Annotated in this window: 18 protein-coding genes; 6 read left to right on the forward strand and 12 right to left on the reverse strand. The window is 42.1% G+C overall.

The window, feature by feature from the left end; genetic code table 11:
* Positions 1-120: 120 nt before the first annotated feature.
* A complete protein-coding gene (pepD, locus tag O7C57_RS15725) occupies positions 121-1581 on the forward strand; it encodes a beta-Ala-His dipeptidase (RefSeq protein ID WP_247046749.1) in 1461 nt (486 codons plus the stop codon).
* A gap of 45 nt (positions 1582-1626) precedes the next feature.
* Here the strand turns inward: pepD and dinB are convergent, their stop codons facing one another.
* A complete protein-coding gene (dinB, locus tag O7C57_RS15730) occupies positions 1627-2682 on the reverse strand; it encodes a DNA polymerase IV (protein ID WP_269723314.1) in 1056 nt (351 codons plus the stop codon).
* Between the two features lie 172 nt (positions 2683-2854).
* On the opposite strand from dinB, the gene O7C57_RS15735 reads away from it, so the two are divergent.
* The 3 genes from O7C57_RS15735 to O7C57_RS15745 all read left to right on the forward strand — a co-directional run bounded on the left by O7C57_RS15735 (position 2855) and on the right by O7C57_RS15745 (position 6705).
* The gene (locus O7C57_RS15735; protein ID WP_269723315.1) at positions 2855-5161 is read left to right on the forward strand and encodes a TonB-dependent hemoglobin/transferrin/lactoferrin family receptor; all 2307 of its coding nucleotides are present in this window, start codon (positions 2855-2857) and stop codon (positions 5159-5161) included.
* Positions 5162-5239: 78 nt separating this feature from the next.
* Positions 5240-5770, forward strand: coding sequence for an RNA polymerase sigma factor (locus tag O7C57_RS15740; RefSeq protein ID WP_154623973.1), 531 nt, complete (start codon positions 5240-5242; stop codon positions 5768-5770).
* A 23-nt stretch (positions 5771-5793) separates the two neighbouring features.
* Positions 5794-6705 (forward strand): glycerophosphodiester phosphodiesterase family protein, encoded by a 912-nt coding sequence (locus O7C57_RS15745; protein WP_269723316.1) that lies wholly within the window; start codon positions 5794-5796, stop codon positions 6703-6705.
* A 127-nt stretch (positions 6706-6832) separates the two neighbouring features.
* On the opposite strand, the gene nqrM is transcribed toward O7C57_RS15745, so the two are convergent.
* From nqrM to O7C57_RS15790, 9 genes are all read right to left on the reverse strand, one after another.
* Positions 6833-7060, reverse strand: coding sequence for a (Na+)-NQR maturation NqrM (gene nqrM / locus O7C57_RS15750; protein WP_004923200.1), 228 nt, complete (start codon positions 7058-7060; stop codon positions 6833-6835).
* Positions 7061-7076: 16 nt separating this feature from the next.
* Positions 7077-8108 (reverse strand): FAD:protein FMN transferase, encoded by a 1032-nt coding sequence (locus O7C57_RS15755; protein WP_154623956.1) that lies wholly within the window; start codon positions 8106-8108, stop codon positions 7077-7079.
* Positions 8102-8233: a hypothetical protein gene (locus O7C57_RS21685; RefSeq protein ID WP_255427370.1), complete on the reverse strand. Its 132-nt coding sequence runs from the start codon at positions 8231-8233 to the stop codon at positions 8102-8104. The genes O7C57_RS15755 and O7C57_RS21685 overlap by 7 nt, the downstream gene beginning before the upstream one ends.
* A 63-nt stretch (positions 8234-8296) precedes the next feature.
* On the reverse strand, positions 8297-9523 hold the full coding sequence (gene nqrF, locus O7C57_RS15765) for an NADH:ubiquinone reductase (Na(+)-transporting) subunit F (RefSeq protein ID WP_154623957.1): 1227 nt from the start codon (positions 9521-9523) through the stop codon (positions 8297-8299).
* A gap of 15 nt (positions 9524-9538) precedes the next feature.
* Positions 9539-10135, reverse strand: coding sequence for an NADH:ubiquinone reductase (Na(+)-transporting) subunit E (gene nqrE, locus O7C57_RS15770; RefSeq protein WP_154623958.1), 597 nt, complete (start codon positions 10133-10135; stop codon positions 9539-9541).
* Positions 10136-10139: 4 nt separating this feature from the next.
* Positions 10140-10769: an NADH:ubiquinone reductase (Na(+)-transporting) subunit D gene (locus O7C57_RS15775; protein ID WP_154623959.1), complete on the reverse strand. Its 630-nt coding sequence runs from the start codon at positions 10767-10769 to the stop codon at positions 10140-10142.
* Positions 10762-11556: a Na(+)-translocating NADH-quinone reductase subunit C gene (locus tag O7C57_RS15780; RefSeq protein WP_163860764.1), complete on the reverse strand. Its 795-nt coding sequence runs from the start codon at positions 11554-11556 to the stop codon at positions 10762-10764. Before O7C57_RS15780 ends, O7C57_RS15775 begins: the two co-directional genes overlap by 8 nt.
* Positions 11549-12787, reverse strand: a complete 1239-nt coding sequence (locus O7C57_RS15785) for an NADH:ubiquinone reductase (Na(+)-transporting) subunit B (protein WP_154623961.1) — start codon at positions 12785-12787, stop codon at positions 11549-11551. Before O7C57_RS15785 ends, O7C57_RS15780 begins: the two co-directional genes overlap by 8 nt.
* Before the next feature lie 4 nt (positions 12788-12791).
* On the reverse strand, positions 12792-14135 hold the full coding sequence (locus O7C57_RS15790) for a Na(+)-translocating NADH-quinone reductase subunit A (protein WP_154623962.1): 1344 nt from the start codon (positions 14133-14135) through the stop codon (positions 12792-12794).
* A gap of 417 nt (positions 14136-14552) precedes the next feature.
* On the opposite strand from O7C57_RS15790, the gene O7C57_RS15795 reads away from it, so the two are divergent.
* Complete coding sequence (locus O7C57_RS15795) at positions 14553-15290, forward strand: L,D-transpeptidase family protein (RefSeq protein WP_163860763.1); 738 nt, start codon at positions 14553-14555, stop codon at positions 15288-15290.
* Here O7C57_RS15795 and O7C57_RS15800 read toward each other — a convergent pair.
* Complete coding sequence (locus O7C57_RS15800; RefSeq protein ID WP_154623964.1) at positions 15261-16028, reverse strand: class II glutamine amidotransferase; 768 nt, start codon at positions 16026-16028, stop codon at positions 15261-15263. The two genes, O7C57_RS15795 and O7C57_RS15800, sit on opposite strands and share 30 nt — an antisense overlap.
* Positions 16029-16053: 25 nt before the next feature.
* A complete protein-coding gene (gene lpcA, locus O7C57_RS15805) occupies positions 16054-16632 on the reverse strand; it encodes a D-sedoheptulose 7-phosphate isomerase (protein ID WP_154623965.1) in 579 nt (192 codons plus the stop codon).
* A 348-nt stretch (positions 16633-16980) separates the two neighbouring features.
* Here lpcA and fadE point away from each other — a divergent pair, with 348 nt between their 5' ends.
* Positions 16981-19446: an acyl-CoA dehydrogenase FadE gene (gene fadE / locus O7C57_RS15810; RefSeq protein ID WP_154623966.1), complete on the forward strand. Its 2466-nt coding sequence runs from the start codon at positions 16981-16983 to the stop codon at positions 19444-19446.
* The last annotated feature ends 60 nt before the right edge of the window (positions 19447-19506 follow it).

Here is a 19506-nt window from a genome sequence, read left to right on the forward strand (position 1 = left end):
ATAACAATTAGGTGTATGCTGAGAAAATTAATCGTGTGGCCTGAATATCTGTGCTACGCCTTTTAAGCAGAATAAGTTGCTAAAAATAGATAAGACCAAAGTCGCTTAAGGAGATCCAACGTGTCTGAACTAGCCAAATTGTCACCACAGCCATTATGGGATATTTTTGCCAAAATTTGTTCAATTCCCCATCCTTCTCACCATGAAGAAGCGCTAGCAACACACATTATCGAATGGTCAAAACAAAAAGGGTTTCATGTAGAACGTGATCAAGTGGGTAATATTTTGATCCGCAAACCCGCGACCTCTGGTTATGAAAATCGTAAGCCTGTTGTTCTGCAAGCCCATCTTGATATGGTTCCACAGAAAAATAATGACACTGTCCATGACTTTACCAAAGACCCTATCCGTCCTTACGTGAATGGTGAATGGGTTACTGCTGAAGGGACAACCTTAGGTGCCGACAATGGTATTGGCATGGCATCTGCCCTCGCCGTCTTAGCTGATGACAGCGTTGAGCATGGGCCACTTGAAGTGCTATTAACCATGACTGAAGAAACCGGTATGGATGGCGCTTTTGGTCTACAAGCAGGATGGCTACAAGCTGATATTTTGATCAATACTGACTCAGAAGAAGAAGGCGAAATCTATATGGGTTGCGCTGGCGGTGTGGATTTTACAGCTACATTTGATCTGACTCGCGAAGCGATACCACAAGGTTACAAAACCTTTACCATGACATTAAAAGGCCTAAAAGGCGGACACTCTGGTGGTGATGTCCATTTAGGTTTAGGTAATGCCAATAAATTGTTAGCGCGTTTCCTTGCTGGGCACCAAGAAGAGCTAGGCTTGAAACTGCTAGAATTTACAGGAGGCACAGTTCGTAATGCCATTCCACGTGAAGGACATGTCGTTATTGCGATAGCCGCAGATAAAGTTGCTGAATTAACCGCACTCAGAGCGCGTTATGAAGCTATCTTGCAAAATGAACTCGCTGTTGTTGAACCCAACTTAGTTCTGCTATTAGAAGAAACTCAAACAACATTAACGGCACTCACTGAAGAGTGTCAAAAACGCTTTGTATTCTTCTTAAATGCCGCACCAAATGGGGTGATCCGCATGAGTGATGTGGCGAAAGGCGTAGTGGAGACATCGCTCAATGAAGGCGTTGTTACCATGACAGAAGAGAAAGCAGAAGTGATCTTCTTAGTTCGCTCCTTAATCGATAGTGGCAAAAACTATGTTGTGAATATGCTCACCTCTGTGAGTCAACTGGCGCAAGCTAAATACCGTGCAGAAGGCAGCTACCCAGGTTGGCAACCCGATGCAAATTCCCCCGTTATGCATCTCGTGAGTGAAACTTATCAAAAACTGTTTGGTAAGGTGCCGAATGTTATGGTGATCCATGCAGGCCTTGAATGTGGTCTATTCAAAAAACCTTACCCTGATATGGATATGGTTTCTATTGGACCAACCATTCGTGGTGCGCACTCACCCGATGAGCGTGTCCATATCGCAAGTGTTGGTGAATACTGGAAACTATTGACTGCGGTTCTAAAAGCAATCCCAGTTAAAGGCTAATGAACGACGGCTAATCAAAGTATCCGCTCTACTGGGGCGGGTACTTTAAAGTTCTAACAATAATTGCCTTTCTAATTGTGGGCTTTGCAAAGTCACATGCAAACCAACCAGCCTAACCCCTCGATTTTCGCGACGATTTTCCCAAACCTGTTTAGCCAAAAGTACAAGGTCTTGCTTATCGAGTATTGGATAAATATGTTCCTGAGTTGTTTGCTGGAAATCATTAAATTTTATTTTTACGCCTTGGCGTGCAATACGCCGGTCAGGTTTTACTTTTGTCAGCCTGACTTCCAACTCTTCATATAAATTATCCAATAATGGCAAACACTCCTCCCAGTGATAAATATCCTTCACCAGAGTCCGTTCAACCCCGACAGATTTACGCAATCTATCAGGATTAACGGGCCGTTCATCAATACCATGGCAGCGTTCCCATAAGACCTGCCCAAACTTCCCCATCGCTTTAATTAAAGTGACAGCATCATAATGTTGCACATCCGCACACGTTTCCAATCCCATATCTGATAACTTTTGCGCCGTGACTTTGCCAACCCCCGGAATTTTTTTCAACGGTAATGACAACACAAACTCCGGTAAACGTTGAGGTGTGATGACAAACTGCCCATTGGGTTTATTTAAATCCGAAGCTATTTTGGCTAAAAATTTTATTGGTGCGATCCCTGCTGAAGCAGTCAGCTGTAGCTCATCAAAAATTTGCTGACGAATAGCCTGAGCAATCAGTGTTGCTGAGCCATGACAGTATTGGCTATCTGTCACATCTAAATAGGCTTCATCCCATGACAGGGGTTCAATTAAATCGGTATAACGAGAAAAAATTTTATGGATATGCAAAGACGTTTCTTTATAGAGAGCCATCCTACCCGGTAGAACTTTTAGATGGGGACATAACCTTAATGCAACCGCTGTTGACATGGCACTATGTACACCGTAGCGCCTTGCCTCATAGTTGGCTGTACTAATTACACCACGACGCTCAGCACTCCCCCCCACGGCAATAGGAACATTACGTAGACTAGGGTCGTCACGCATTTCTATTGCGGCATAAAAGCAGTCCATATCAATATGAATTATTTTACGCATTACAATCTCACCGAATGGATACTGTTTAAATATACAGTTTATTTATTAGGTGTGCAATTATTCCTCAAAAAAACCGTCAATATAAAAATAATTATCATTTTCATTACCGGAAAAGCATTCTCAAACGACTAATAGTAGATATTGATAAGAATGGTGAATTATCGAGAATATAATGAATAAAAATTCCACTCAGCAAGTAAAAATAGATAAACCAACACGTGCCTTTTTGTCTAGGCTCAATCGTCTCTCCTTTGCGAGTTTACTGATCGCTACCACAGCAGCCTCTGCCGACGGAACAGAAACCGTTCTTGAGGCATCGCACAAACAAGAACAAGATCAACCCATTCAATTTCCAGCCCTATCTGTTGTTGGTCATTTAAATTCAAGTGTTGGCGCAGGCAGCTCAGTGCTTAAATTAAAAGATATCGAACGTACCCAAGCCAATAATCTGGCCGAGCTAGTCGATCAGTTACCGGGAGTCTCATCATCCGGTTCCCCTCGCCCTGGAGGGCAAACACTCAATATTTGGGGGATGGGAGATATGGAAGACGTTAAAGTCACTCTTGATGATGCGCCCAAGGGCTTTGAAAAATACCGCCAAGGTTCAGTGTTTATCGAACCTGAACTCATCAAACGTATCGATGTTGATAAAGGTCCACATAACATTATGGACGGCAATGGCGGCTTTGGTGGAACCGTCAAAATCACCACCAAAGATCCTGAAGACCTGTTACGGACAGGACAGCATTTCGGAGCGATGTTTAAATACAGCTATCACACCAACGACCGTCAAAATATTTATAGTTCAGCCTTATATGGCAAAACGCTTAATGGGATTGCCGATGGCTTATTGTATGTCAGCAAAAGAAAAGGGGATGATTTACGTCGTCCTGATGGGAGCCGATTCGGTTTTTCTCAATCAGATCAATTATCTTATTTAATTAAAAGCAATATTTACCTCAATGACCAGCACACTCTCAGTTTATCTGCAATGCGCTCAGAATCGGATAACTTAGTGCCTTGGGCTGCAAAACGAGATGAACTGAGCACACCAACACAAAGAGAGATCGACCAATATGGCTTTGATGGTGCGATCAAACGTAAATTGGTACAGCGAGATCAGCAAGATCAAAACTACAGCGTGAAGTGGAATTTTATCCCTGAAAATAGTGATTTGATCAATCTAACAGCCACATACGCATGGTCAAAAACCAAGCAGCATGACACTAGACCAGAAAATGCGTCTAAATTCTTAACGTCCAGCCTAGGTAATAAAAGCTGGGTTAACTATACAGATCAACTCTTTGATATTCATAATGAAAGTGTCTTCGATACGGGGAGGTTAGAACACCAAGTTACCATTGGTGCAAGATGGCATAAGAATGATCGTGGCATTTTGATGTTCGATGCAGGAAAAGCCAATAAGCCTGAATATAATTATGGCTATTTTCAACCGCAATTTATGCCTGCTGGAGTCCAAGAAACCACCAGCGCATATATCCAAGATGCAATAACTTGGAATAGGCTAACAATCACTCCGGGCGTACGCTACGATTATGTTACCAACAAGGGTAAAGGTAATTTAGCTGCAACCTATATGGAGCAAGACCCTCTCATCGGCCATGATTATCGTTCCGTCACTTATAGTGGTATCTCGCCTCATTTGGGGCTCCTTTGGAAAACAACACCTAACCTCACGCTTTTTGGTGATATTAGCCGTACATGGCGTGCACCTGTTATTGATGAACAGTATGAAGTGCAATTCGCTAATAGCAGTTTAACCGGCAGCAGCCGCAATCTAGGTAAAGAACGTATGCATGGAATTCGTTTGGGTGCAATCGTCGACTTCGACCAAGTCATACAAGCGGATGACCAGTTACAAATACGTACCACGCTATTTCGTAATAGAGGAAAAGATGAGATATTTCGTCGCCGTGGTGAATATTGTGAGGCAAAAAAATACGGTACAGGCGATTGCGGGAGACCCCTTTCGAACTATCGTAATTTACCCGGCTACACCATTGAAGGCTTAGAGATTGAGCTATTTTATGATAGTCCTAATCTTTTCGGTAAAATGGCCTATTCCACAATCAAAGGTGAACGTGATGCCTCTCCTCGTGACCCCTGGTTTGGACAAAAAACATGGATAGGTGAAATTCCACCCGATACCTTACATGTCATGTTAGGTTACAAATTACCGCAATGGCATACTCATTTTGGTGTAACAGGTGACTTTGTCGGACATCAAGTCCGTTCACCCGCAGATAGAGACCCTAAAGCCGACTCATGGGGATACCCAAAATCCAAAGGCTATGCGCTGTATGGCGCATTTGCGCAATGGAATCCTGAATTTATTCCTGATACAGAGCTCAGAGTTACTGCAACTAACCTTTTCGATCAAGATTATTATCCATATCTTGGCGAATCCGTATCCGGTGTGGGTCGAGATGTACGTTTAAGTATCACCAAATATTTTTAATATCGCGGATGGACTCTCTTTTTTGAGGGTCCATAATTGACTTTAAAATAAAAATGATAATAATTATTATTTTTATTTATGACTACACCAATTTTCTCTACTAATAGTACCTCACGAATAGAAGAACAGCGTCTCTTTCAGCAATATGCCCCTGATCTCCTTAGGTATATTCTTGCTCGCACCCCTAACGACGATATCGCAAGTGAAATTTTACAAGATGTCTTTGTTCATACGATTGAAACAAATCGCTGCCAAACTCTACACTTTCCAAAAGCATTTATGTACACGCTGGCACAACGCAATATTGCCAATTTTTATCGTCGACAACACATAGAAGCTAAATATCTCAATCTGCTGGTGGAGCCTGAGCCTGAGTGGCACTTGGAAACACAATTGGTACTAGAGGAGCAGTTGCAACGCATGTTTGAACAACTTGCTAAGCTACCGACAATCATTGAGCAAGCCTATCGGCTAGCCCAATTTGAAGGAATGACCTACCAACAGATTGCGGCGCAATTAAAAGTTAGTCCTAATTCAATCAAGTACTACTTACAAGAAGCCAGAAAAGTATTACAAAAAGGGTTCGCTGAATTCAATTTAACTTATTGAGATAATTATTACAGGTAATACATATGATAAAAATAACAACACCATATATTAAAAAAGGGATATTCGCTGGTTTGTTAATTCTTTCCAGCCAAAGTTGTTTCGCCCACTCGCTACAAATTGTTGCTCATCGGGCAGGTACTGCGGATGCGCCTGAGAATACGCTTTACGCAATTGAGCTCGCCAAACAAAATAATGCTGACATCATTTGGATAACCGCCCAACTGGCCAAAGATAAACACGTTGTTTTATATAGGCCAAGTAACTTAGAAGCCTTAACCACGCAAAAGGGGCTAATATCTCAGTACACCGCACAACAACTCGCCACATTCAATGCCGCTGAGCAATTTAACAAAAAACATCATCGTCAATTACCCATACTGCAAACAACGATCCCAACACTCGAATCCGTATTAAAAAAATACCCTAATACGCAATTTTATGTTGATTTAAAATCCCCTGATGCAGACCCAACCACGCAAGCCGATATTATTTATGCATTACTTGAAAAAAATAATGCGTTTAAAAATACGCGCTTTTATTCAACTAATGATGCATTCATCAAAGCCTTAACCAAACGCTCCGATAAAATTAATACCTTTGAAGGCCGTGATGAAACACGCACCATCTTAGCTAATAGCGCTATGAATCATCATTGTTCAGCCCCCACCGATAGACAATCTAAATCACGTTGGTATGGCTTTGAATTACACCGTAAAGTCGAGGTCGTGGAGAAATACACATTAGGCGAGGCTCGCTCACCTGCCACATTATCATGGGATAAAGAAGCTATTGATTGTTTTAGAAAAAATGGCCAAGCCCATATTGTTCTATTTGGTGTCAATAGTATGGAAGATTATCAATTAGCCAAAGACATTGGCGCAGATGCGGTGATGGTTGATTCCCCTAAAAGCTTTAAAGACGCAATCAGTAAGTAGTTCTTAACTTGCTTTATCAAAGTAGCCTAACGCTATGAGCATCAACTCTAATGCATAGCCTCTAAATAAAAAATAAGCCTTAACTGTGACAGTTCACAGCTAAGGCCATCATTATACTTATCAGATTTTAAATAATACGGTGTTTTTCAAGTGCCTTTTGGCGAGCCTCTTCCCGCGCCATACGCTTCTTACGTGCATCACAAGGCTCTGGGCAATCACACACTTTTTCAACACCAATGCTGCTTAATCCACCACAGCTACCTTGAATGCTCTTGCGCTTAATAATGTACCCAAGTGACATACCGAGAAATGCCAGTAGGAACAGGACGAAAGCTGCAATAAAAACATTTAGCATTCTTACACCCTCCTAATTACTGCTTTTTCTGTAAAAATGGCTCGAATGCCTTAGTGTAACGCTCTTCGAAACCTTTTTCTGTCTTGATGATCATAAACACAGGAATATCCAGCTTTTCAGCTAAGGCAAAACCCTCAACGGGTCCGAGCACATTAAGTCCTGTCGATAAACCGTCCGCACTCATGCAAGTTGGAGCAAGTACCGTTATTGATACCAAATTATGTTTAATTGGCATCCCTGTTTTTGGATCGATAGTATGGGAAAAACGGACACCATCTTGTTCAAAATAGTTACGGTAATCGCCCGATGTCGCTATAGACATATCACCCGGTTCGATCACTTCCTGAGCGGTTTGATTCACCCCATCAGTCGTCGGCTTTTCAATCGCAATACGCCAAGGAGCATCTTTACCATTTTTCCCTTTCGTACGGACTTCACCACCAATATCAACCATATAGTTATTAATATTGACTGACTCTAAATACTCAGCAACGACATCGACACCATAACCTTTCGCGATAGAAGATAAATCGACATAAAGCTCAGGGATCGTTTTAATCAGATTATTACCTTGTACAGATAATTTCTCTATGCCAACCCATGCACGACGTTTTTCTAATTCACTGTCTGTTGGTGCTTTGGTGACTCGCCCCTCAGGACCAAATCCCCACAAATTAACTAAAGGACCAACCGTGACATCCAGCGCCCCATTAGTTAACTCATTAATACGAATGGCTTCTTTCACCACTTTTGCTGTTGCAGCTGAAACAGGAAAAGGAACATTAACTTCTTTGAACTGGTTGAAACGGCTTAATTCCGAGTCAGGACGATAAGTTGACATTTGGTCATTCACTTCTTCCAAACGTTTATCTATCTCTGCTTGGATTGATTCACTACTTGGAGAGGAAGAATCAGCCACATATTTGATGGAATAGTAAGTTCCCATCGTCTGCCCCTGAAGGTTAGCTTGTTCAGGTCCGCCGCAAGCCGCCAATAATAGTGTTGCTGCAAACAGCAGCACTGGAGTTATCACTTTTCTGTTCAGCATAATTTTCTCTGCTTCAATAATAAGCGCCCACATAAGCGGGCGCTATACTCATCATATTGTTGATTGCCGTGTTGCTGACTACGTTCATTCGCACTAGTCACAGGAATTAACCTGTTCTTAGACACTCATTCTCTTGTCACCTAACTGCACCTCAACTATGTAAGTATATACAAACAACTAAGGGTTACTTAACCACCGAAATCATCCAGTAAGATGTTTTCATCCTCCACACCAAGATCTTTGAGCATCTTGATAACTGCTGCGTTCATCATTGGAGGTCCACACATATAGAATTCACAATCTTCTGGTGCGGGGTGATCTTTCAAGTAGTTTTCATACAGAACATTATGAATAAATCCTGTATAACCATCCCAATTATCTTCCGGCATTGCATCGGAAAGTGCAACATTCCAAGTGAAATTTTCGTGTTCAGCGGCTAATTGATCGAAATCTTCTGTATAGAACATTTCACGTTTAGAACGTGCGCCGTACCAGAAACTGATCTTACGCTTAGAATCTAAACGTTTTAATTGATCGAAGATATGTGAACGCATTGGTGCCATACCAGCACCACCACCGATGAAGACCATTTCTGCATCCGTCTCTTTCGCGAAGAATTCACCAAATGGACCCGAAATAGTCACTTTATCACCTGGTTTCAACGACCAAATATAAGAAGACATGATCCCTGGTGGAACATCTGGATTACGTGGTGGAGGTGTTGCAATACGCACGTTTAACATAATAATACCGTGCTCTTCTGGGTAGTTCGCCATTGAATAAGCTCGAACCGTAGGCTCTTTTACCTCAGAAACATAACGGAATAGATTGAATTTATCCCAATCTTCACGGTATTCCTCTGGTACATCAAAATCTTCATATTTCACCACGTGTGGCGGGCATTCAATCTGAATGTATCCACCTGCACGGAATGGTACAACTTCACCATCAGGAATTTTCAATTTCAGTTCTTTAATGAAAGTTGCTTTATTATCATTAGAGATAACTTCACATTCCCATTTCTTAACACCAAAAATTTCTTCAGGTAATTCAATTTTTAGATCTTGTTTGACGTTCACCTGACAGGCTAAACGGCAACCTTCTTTTGCTTCACGTTTGTTAATGTGGGAAAGCTCGGTCGGCAGAATATCACCGCCACCTTCTTTAATGTGCACGCGGCATTGTCCACATGAACCACCACCACCACAAGCAGATGAAACAAAGATCCCTTGGTTAGATAACATACCTAACAGCTTATCACCCGCTGGAGCTTCAAAGCTCTTATCAGGATCGCCGTTAACTTCAACTTTGATGTTCCCTGTATTGACTAACTTGGACTTAGCAAACAGGATTAAACCTGTTAGCGCCAAGACAATCAGGGTAAACATCACTACGCCTAGAATAATAATATCCATGAATTCTTCTCGCCTTTATAGCTGCACACCGGAGAAGGACATAAAGCCCAGTGCCATCAAACCGGTGGTGACAAAGGTAATACCTAAGCCTTTCAGACCCGCCGGAACATCTGAATATTTCATCTTTTCACGAATTGATGCTAACAACACAATCGCTAACATCCAGCCGATACCTGAGCCAAATCCATATACGATAGATTCGCTAAAGTTATAATCACGCTGAGCCATGAAAGAGACGCCACCAAAGATTGCACAGTTAACGGTAATCAACGGCAGGAAGATACCTAATGCGTTATAAAGTGACGGGAAATAACGATCTAGAATCATTTCCAGAATTTGTACGAGTGCAGCAATAACCCCGATAAAGGTAATGAAGTTAAGGAAAGATAAATCAACTCCCTCAACCAGTGCCCCATCACGTAGAACTAGGTTGTACACTAGGTTGTTTGCTGGTACTGAAATACCCAAGACAACCGTCACTGCAATACCTAAACCGAATGCAGTTTTAACATTCTTCGATACCGCCAAAAACGTACACATACCGAGGAAGAATGCCAACGCCATATTTTCAATAAATATCGCTTTTACGAACAGGCTAATATAATGTTCCATAGACTTAATCCTTCTCTACCTGAGCCGGTTTCAAGGTACGTAGTCCCCAAATCAGCATACCAATGATAAAGAATGCACTAGGTGCTAATAGGAACAGACCGTTAGGCATGTACCAACCACCATTTTGCAATGATTCCATAACGGTAATACCAAACAGTTTGCCTGAACCAAATAGTTCACGTAAAAAACCAACGAGGATCAGAATAACACCATAACCGAGGCCATTACCAATACCATCCATAAAGCTTTCTACAGGTGGCGCTTTCATTGCGTAAGCTTCAGCACGTCCCATAACAATACAGTTTGTAATGATAAGACCAACGAATACAGAGAGCTGTTTGGAGATCTCATAAGCATAGGCTCGCAAAATTTGGTCAACAACAATAACCAAAGAAGCAATAATTGCCATCTGAACGATAATCCGCACACTATTTGGAATATAGTTACGAATTAATGAGATAAAAAAGTTAGAAAATGCAGTGACCAAAGTTACTGCAATCGTCATCACTACAGCCGTTTCCAGCTTGGTTGTTACTGCTAATGCAGAACATACACCAAGAATCTGTAGTGCGATTGGGTTGTTATCAAACAAAGGCCCAAGCAGTACGCGTTTTACTTCTTTAGAATCAGCCATTATTCAGCGCTCCTTCACGAACTTTTTTCAGGAACGGACCAAAGCCGTTGTCGCCTAACCAAAAATCAAACATGTGTTGAATACCGTTTGAAGTTAGCGTTGCACCTGAAAGGCCATCGATACCATAAGGGCTATCTGTTGAGCCACTACGAACAATTTTTATCGCAGGAACACCCTGCTCATTAAAGAGTTTTTTACCCGGCCACTGAGCTTTCCATTGTGGGTTATCAACTTCCCCCCCTAGACCCGGTGTTTCACCGTGAGAGTAATAAGTAATACCACGTGAAGTTACGCCATCAATGTCGACTGCAACGAAGGCATACATGACAGACCACAGCCCTGAGCCATAAACAGGTAGAATAATTTGTGAAACTTTACCTTGATCATCTTTGACAAGATAAATCTCAGCACTGTTTGCACGACGACGAATTTTCGCAATGTCTTCAGCAGGAGAAAGTGCAATGCTCGTTTCTTCACTGCGCAATTCGCTATTAAGATCATAGCGACTGGTGCTGTCGGAAAGTTCATTAGTTTTGAAGTTCAATAATTTAGGCTCAATACGTTCGCCATAAATTTTTTGCACTTCTTCCGCTGTCATCTTCGGTTGTAAGAGACCAGCAACACTTAAAATATTCCGTTGCGTATCTAATAAAATTTGTTCTTGCTGTTTAGACTTTAAACCTACAGCAGAACCCGCTACGACGATAGAACACACTAGACATAGAATAAAAACGACTATGAACGTTCTGCCGACGCTATCTTTATTGGTTGTTTTTTCATTAGCCACGGGCTTTTCTCCGTTTAATATTTGCTTGAACGACCAGATAGTCAAACAGAGGAGCAAACAAGTTGGCGAACAGGATTGCTAGCATCATACCTTCCGGATATGCAGGGTTTGCAACACGGATAAGCACACACATAACACCGATCAAAATACCGTAAGCCCACTTACCTTTATCTGTGAAAGAGGCAGAAACAGGGTCTGTCGCCATAAAGATCATCCCGAACGCAAAACCACCTAAGACCATATGCCAGTACCATGGCATTGCGAAGAGAGGGTTTGTATCCGAACCGATAAAGTTAAAGAGATAAGACATCGCGATCATACCAGCCATAACACCAGCAACGATACGCCATGAAGCAATACGGAAGAAAATGATGAATGCACCACCGATAAAAATCATCAATGTGGAAACTTCACCAATAGAACCAGGCATATTGCCTAAGAATGCTTGCATCCAAGTGATAGGTTCACCTGATACTGTATTCATTAGAGCATGTTCACCGCCAGTCGCCCACTGAGAAAGTGGCGTTGCACCAGAGAAACCATCAGCAGCCGTCCAAACTAAGTCCCCAGAAATTTGAGCGGGGTAAGCAAAGAATAAGAAAGCACGTCCAGCAAGTGCAGGGTTAAGGAAGTTACGCCCTGTACCACCGAAAATTTCTTTCGCTATCACCACACCAAATGTAATCCCTAATGCTGCCTGCCATAATGGAATGGTAGGCGGAACAATTAATGCGAACAGAATGGAGGATATAAAGAAACCTTCGTTGATTTCATGGCCACGGATAAGAGAAAACAGAATTTCCCAAAAACCACCAACCGCAAAAACAACCGCGTAGATAGGCAGGAAATACACTGCACCAAGCAGCATTTTACTTCCCCAACCTGCATCAGGCGTAATGGATGCACCTAAAAACTGAGCAACACGATAATGCCAGTCTCCAGCCAATACCTGCTGTAACTCAGCACCACTATATAAGTGATAAAGAGCAGGAATAGCTTGGTTTCCTACATTATACATTCCCCAAAACATTGCAGGGAACACCGCTAACCAAACAAGGATCATCATACGTTTAAGGTCTATCGTGTCACGAACGTGAGAGCGACCTTTGGTGACGGTACCTGGTGTATAGAAAACTGTCGAAACAGCTTCAAATAATGGATAGAGTTTTTCTAACTTTCCACCAGGCTCAAAATGATGCTCATTCTTTTCAAATAAATTTTTCAACCCCATGGAATTACCCTTCTAACTCAATCTTGGTGAGTACATCACGAAGTACTGGGCCATATTCATACTTGGCCGGACATACATAAGTACACAGCCCCAGATCTTCTTCATCCAACTCTAGACATCCCAATTCCTGAGAAGAATCCGTATCTCCAGAAAGGAGGTCACGTAGGAGGTGGGTTATCATAATATCGAGAGGCATTACCCGCTCATAGTTACCAATTGGCACCATTGAACGCTCTCCACCATTCATCGTTGTGGTGAAATTAAAGCGTTTATTTTTCAAGAAATGCCCAACGGTTGTACGGGTGATAGTGAATTTATTGAAACCAGGCCAAATCCAACCAAACAACTCTTTCTCACGACCTTCACGTAACACGGTGATCTGATTATGAAAACGCCCTAAATAATGATGCGCTTCATCACAGGTTACGCCCCATAGCACAGAGCCAGAGATAATACGGTTTTCGCCTGCTTTGAGTTGACCTTTGGTTAATTCATACAGATCAGCGCCAAGACGTGTTTTAATCAAACGCGGTTTTTCAACCTGAGGGCCGGCAAGTGATACTACGCGATCAGTATATAGATAACCTGTAGTGAATAACTTCCCAAATGCAATCACGTCCTGATAATTAAGATGCCATACCTTTTTCTGAATGCTGACAGGCTCCAGAAAATGAATGTGAGTACCAACTAACCCTGCTGGGTGAGGACCCGCAAATTCGCTATAAGCGACTTGCGGATGATTACTAGACTTAGGTAAATCCCCTGCACCATGACATACATGCACTTTACCTTCAGTCAAATGACACAGAACGGTTAACCCGTCATTAAAGGCTTCTTGCTGAGCACGGATGACAACCAGCGGATCAGCCGCCAGTGGATTGGTATCCATTGCTGTCACAAAAATAGCGGCAGGCGAGGTGCCTAGTTCAGGTGAACGGCTAAATGGACGGGTTCTTAATGCTGTCCATAAGCCTGATTTAACCAAGTTTTCTTCGACTTGTTCACGAGTCAAACTTGCCAATTCATCCCTATTGTAAGAAGCAAAGGTCTCTTGTTCGTCACCATCAATTTCAATAACAACGGATTGGAGGACACGACGCTCACCACGATGAATCGCAATAATTTTACCGCAGGCTGGGCTAGTGAATAACACTCCTGGATTCTTTTTATCTTCAAAAAGAACCTGCCCTTTTTTTACGTGCTCACCTTCTTTCACCAGCATAGAAGGACGCATTCCGACATATTCTTCACCTAGCAATGCTACGTGTTGAATTTTCGGGCCGTCTTCTATTACTTGGGCTGGCTCACCTGCAATAGGAAGGTTGAGGCCTTTTTTAATTTTAATCATAAGATCTGCACAAGTTTCTAAGTTAACCCTAAGCTAATGATCCGGTGAAGGACCATAGCGACTCAGTAAATAAAAACAGCTCAAGTTACTCCCATAACTCAAGCAAATAATTCTCTCGATATTTTGACACTATTCTCTTATTCTGCCGTTCGTAATTTTACCAGTTCCCCCGACTTCTGTCCGGATATTCAAGTGACTTAGCTCAAGCAAATAACAATAAATTTTCAATTTTTCTTGCAATCATTCGTAATAAACGAGGTTTTAGCTCACATTTATCGAACGCTGTCCGTTTTTCACACAATATCGATTCATCACTAAATTATTAATGGACTATATCAAATCACTATCTGCTCGTTTAAAATATCGCTAAAATGATTTTTTTTTAAACAAAAAAACTCAACCTTATTTGGCTTAAGCATGAAAAAAAATACCTTTATTAGCTTTAGTTTTATCCTATTTTCTCTACAAGCTCTCGTTGCTGAAGCGAATAATCATTCATTTTTACTTAATAGTAAAACGATTAACCAACAAGATTCGACCCTCTTTATTCAAATATTTAAGCAAGAAGGCATATTAGAACTCTATAAAAAAGCGCCAAATGGGAAGTATAATCTGTCTAAAACTTACCCAATTTGTAAGTTTTCTGGCGGGCTAGGTCCGAAAAAGCTAGAAGGCGATTTAAAAAGTCCCGAGGGATTCTATCAAATAACCGCTTCTCAACTTAATCCAAACAGTCGGTATTACCGATCTATCAATTTAGGATTCCCTAACGAGTTCGATCGAGCGCAAGGCTATGAAGGTAACTACCTTATGATACATGGTGACTGCGTGTCTGTTGGATGCTATGCAATGACCGATAAATATATGAGTGAAATTTATCAAGCTGTTGAGACCGCTTTTAAAAATGGTCAAAACACTATTGATGTCAGCATCTATCCTTTTCGCATGACAAAAGAAAATATGTTACTTCATCGAAACTCAAGCCATTACGCTTTCTGGCAGCAATTAAAACCTGCTTATGATTACTTTCATGATGTAGGCAAGCCCGCACAAATCTCTGTTACATCAGGAAAATATGCCGTTAATAGCTTGCCAGAAACACAAGATAAGTTATTGAGACTTCGATCACAATATACGCTGGCCGAGGTGAAATAGCACAAAACTACCCGGCTCAATTTTATGCCAACTTTCATTTCCAGTAAGTGGCTGGGTAGCTATCACCGAAACAATATCCGTGGGTGTTGTGCAACTTTCAAAATCAATCTCAACATCCTGATCGAGTAATTTCGCTTTACCAAACGGTGCTTTACGCGTGATCCAGTAAAGGTTAGTGGAGCAAAAAGCCATTAAATAACGCCCGTCAGACAATAGCATGTTAAATACGCCTTTACGGCGTAATTGTTCAGCTAAAATCGCAATAAAACGAAAAACAGCAGGCCAATTAGCGGGGGTTCGCGGGTATTTCATGGCGAGTTGGTTTAACAGCCAACAAAATGCTTTTTCACTATCAGTTTCACCAATAGGCCGGTAATTCCCTGTATTCAGCGAGCGATAACCTTTTAATTGCCCATTATGAGCGTAAGTCCAATTACGTCCCCACAACTCTCGTGTAAAAGGGTGCGTGTTGGCTAATGTAACGTCTCCACGATTTGCTTGGCGAATATGTGCGACTACCGTTTCCGATTTAATCGGGTATTCCTGTACAAAACGTGCGACTGGAGACATAAAACTCGGTTGAGGATCTTTAAACGTACGACACCCTAGCCCCTCATAAAACGTGATCCCCCAACCATCTTTGTGTGGGCCTGTTTGCCCCCCTCGGGATATCAGTCCACTGAGACTAAAGTTAATATCTGTTGGCACATTTGCGCTCATGCCAAGTAACTCGCACATTTTAAGACCCTCTCTTGCCAGAGAATTATTTAACCATCTCTTTTTCAATCAATTGGATCAGGATATGAATCACTTTAATATGAATTTCCTGAATACGATCTGCATAACCAAAATGTGGCACGCGAATCTCAATATCGGCGCTCCCGGCCATCTTGCCGCCATCTTTCCCAGTTAACGTAATCACTTTCATGCCTTTTTCACGAGCAGCACTAATTGCTTTAATGATGTTGCCTGAATTGCCTGAGGTTGAGATCCCAAGAAGAACATCTCCTTCTTTACCGACAGCTTCAATAAAGCGAGAGAATACATATTCATAACCAAAATCATTACTGACACAAGATAAATGGCTCACGTCAGAAATCGCGATAGCTGGATAGCCCGGACGATTTTCACGATAGCGTCCTGTTAGCTCCTCAGCAAAGTGCATAGCATCACAGTGAGATCCGCCATTACCGCATGACAGGACTTTCCCCCCCGCTTTAAAGGAGTCTGCTAATAATACAGCAGCCTGTTGAATAGCCTGAATATTTGCATCATCACTAAGGAATTTTGCCAACGTATCGGCTGCTTCTGATAGCTCACCACGGATCAGATCTTGATACATGAGATTTCCCCTTAAATTTAACGGTTTCTGAGCCGTGATAAACGGCCTGAAGATAGGTAATTAATCTTTACTCCTCAGATTGTTACACAGGGTACATTTTCTTTCTACATCTGATTATGTTTGATTTAAGCATTTAGCACTAATCCGTGCTTTTTATCCCCCTTTCTCGCTTTGACGCTTTTTTTACGGCGTTATTTCTTCTTTTCTGAAACTGTTACAGGGCGTTACTTGGTGATTTTGTGAGCCAAGTTGTAATTAAGATGTAAATGTGTTGCTAATTCTTTATTAAAGGTTATAGATTAGATAAACAACAGGTCAGACCTCTTACAAGTATACAGGAGTTTTCCTATGACCCTACTCAGTATCATTCTATTTCTCGTATTAATTGGTATTCTCTGCTACCACAAAACATCATTGGCGCTTAGCACTGTACTGTTACTTGCCTATACCGCAGTGATGGGCGTACTCGATATCTGGAGTTACTGGATGCTGCTACCAGTTGCGCTAGTCTTATTTCCATTTGTCTTTACGCCAGTGCGCCAATCACTATTTTCAGCTCGCGCCCTGAAAATGTTCCAAAAAGTGATGCCTCCGATGTCTCGTACCGAAAAGGAAGCTATCGATGCTGGAACCACTTGGTGGGAAGGCGACCTTTTCCGCGGTGCGCCTGATTGGAATAAATTACATAATTACCCTAAACCTCAGCTAACGGCTGAAGAGCAAGCCTTCATAGACGGCCCCGTTGAAACCGTTTGTGGCATGGTTAATGATTTTGCTGTCAGTCATGAATTGTCTGATCTTCCTCCTGAAGTTTGGCAATATTTACGTGATCACCGCTTCTTTGCCATGATCATCAAAAAAGAATACGGTGGCCTTGAGTTTTCCGCCTATGCGCAATCTCAAGTCCTACAAAAACTGGCTGGTGTTTCAGGTATTCTTGCTATTACTGTCGGTGTACCTAACTCCCTTGGTCCCGGTGAGTTACTACAGCATTACGGTACCGAAGAGCAGAAACAGCGCTACTTACCGGGTCTGGCGACCGGTGAAGAGATCCCTTGTTTCGCACTAACAAGCCCTGAAGCTGGCTCCGATGCAGGCGCCATTCCTGATACAGGCGTGGTTTGTATGGGAGAATGGCAAGGTGAACAAGTTTTAGGTATGCGCCTAAGCTGGAACAAGCGCTATATCACGCTTGCGCCTATCGCAACAGTACTTGGACTTGCATTTAAATTGTCAGACCCTGATCGCTTACTGGGGGGTGAAAAACAATTAGGGATCACTTGTGCCTTGATTCCAACCAATACCCCAGGTGTTGAAATTGGTCATCGCCACTTCCCACTGAATATTCCGTTTATGAATGGGCCTACTCGTGGAAAAGATATTTTTGTTCCTATCGATTACATCATTGGTGGTCCAAAAATGGCAGGGCAAGGCTGGCGCATGCTGGTTGAATGTCTATCTGTTGGCCGTGGTATTACTCTGCCATCCAACTCAACGGGTAGCTTAAAAAGTATTGCAATGGCAACGGGAGCTTATGCCTATATCCGTCGTCAATTTAAATTACCTATCGGTAAAATGGAAGGTATTGAAGAACCTCTCGCACGTATCGCGGGTAACTCCTACCTAATGGATGCAGCGGCGACATTAATTACCTCTGGTATTATGTTAGGCGAAAAACCTGCGGTTCTCTCTGCTATCGTTAAATATCACTGTACTCACCGAGGACAACACTCAGTGATTGATGCAATGGATATTACCGGTGGTAAAGGTATCTGTCTTGGCCCATCTAACTTTGTCGGTAGAGCTTATCAAGGTGCTCCTATTGCCATTACCGTTGAGGGTGCGAATATTTTAACCCGTAGCATGATCATCTTTGGCCAAGGCGCAATTCGTTGTCATCCTTATGTACTGGAAGAGATGGCCGCAGCTCAAGATAATAATCTACATAAATTTGATAAAGCCGTGTTTGGTCATATTGGTCACGTTATTAGTAACCAATTCCGCAGCTTCTGGTTAGGTTTAACCAATGGTCGTGGAAGTAGTGCCCCAACAAAAGATGAGACACGTCGCTACTATCAGATGTTAAATCGCCAAAGTGCAAACCTTGCTCTACTCGCTGACATTTCTATGGCGGTGCTAGGGGGAAGCTTGAAACGTCGTGAACGAATCTCAGCCCGTTTAGGTGATATTCTGAGCCATCTCTATTTGGCGACCGCGACACTGAAGCGCTATGAAGATGAAGGACGTCAAAAAGCGGATTTACCATTAGTCAAATGGGCCGTGGAAGATTGTCTGTATCAGTCTGAAAAAGCGATGGACGATTTATTGAAAAACTTCCCAAATAGAATGGTTGCAGGCTTGATGCGTATTACGTTATTCCCTACAGGTCGTGCTATGTCAGCGCCATCGGATCGCCTTGACCATAAATTAGCACAACTGCTAATGGAACCGTCTGAAACCCGTGACCGAATTGGCCGTGGGCAGTATCTGACACCAACAGAGCATAACCCTCATGGTTTAGTGAATCAGGCACTGTATGACATTATCGCGGCAGAACCTATTTTTGAACGAATTTGTCGCTTGAAAGAACGTAAATTCAGCTTCACTCGCTTAGATAAATTAGCTGAGCAAATGTTGCCTGAAAATATTATCACCCAAGAAGAAGCAGATATTCTGCGCAAGGCTGAGGCTAGCCGTCTACGTACCATCAATGTTGATGAATTTGATTTTGAAGCATTGGGAACAGCTAGTACAAAAAATCCTCATACTGAAGGTGAAAATGACAAGCAAGCTAAAAAGAAACAAGCTGCTTAATTAGGTTATTTTAAATTAGACAAAAACTAGCCCTTAATATTGGGCTAGTTTTTTATTATT

This window comes from Providencia sp. 21OH12SH02B-Prov, assembly GCF_027362595.1.
GTDB classification, from domain to species: domain Bacteria; phylum Pseudomonadota; class Gammaproteobacteria; order Enterobacterales; family Enterobacteriaceae; genus Providencia; species Providencia zhejiangensis.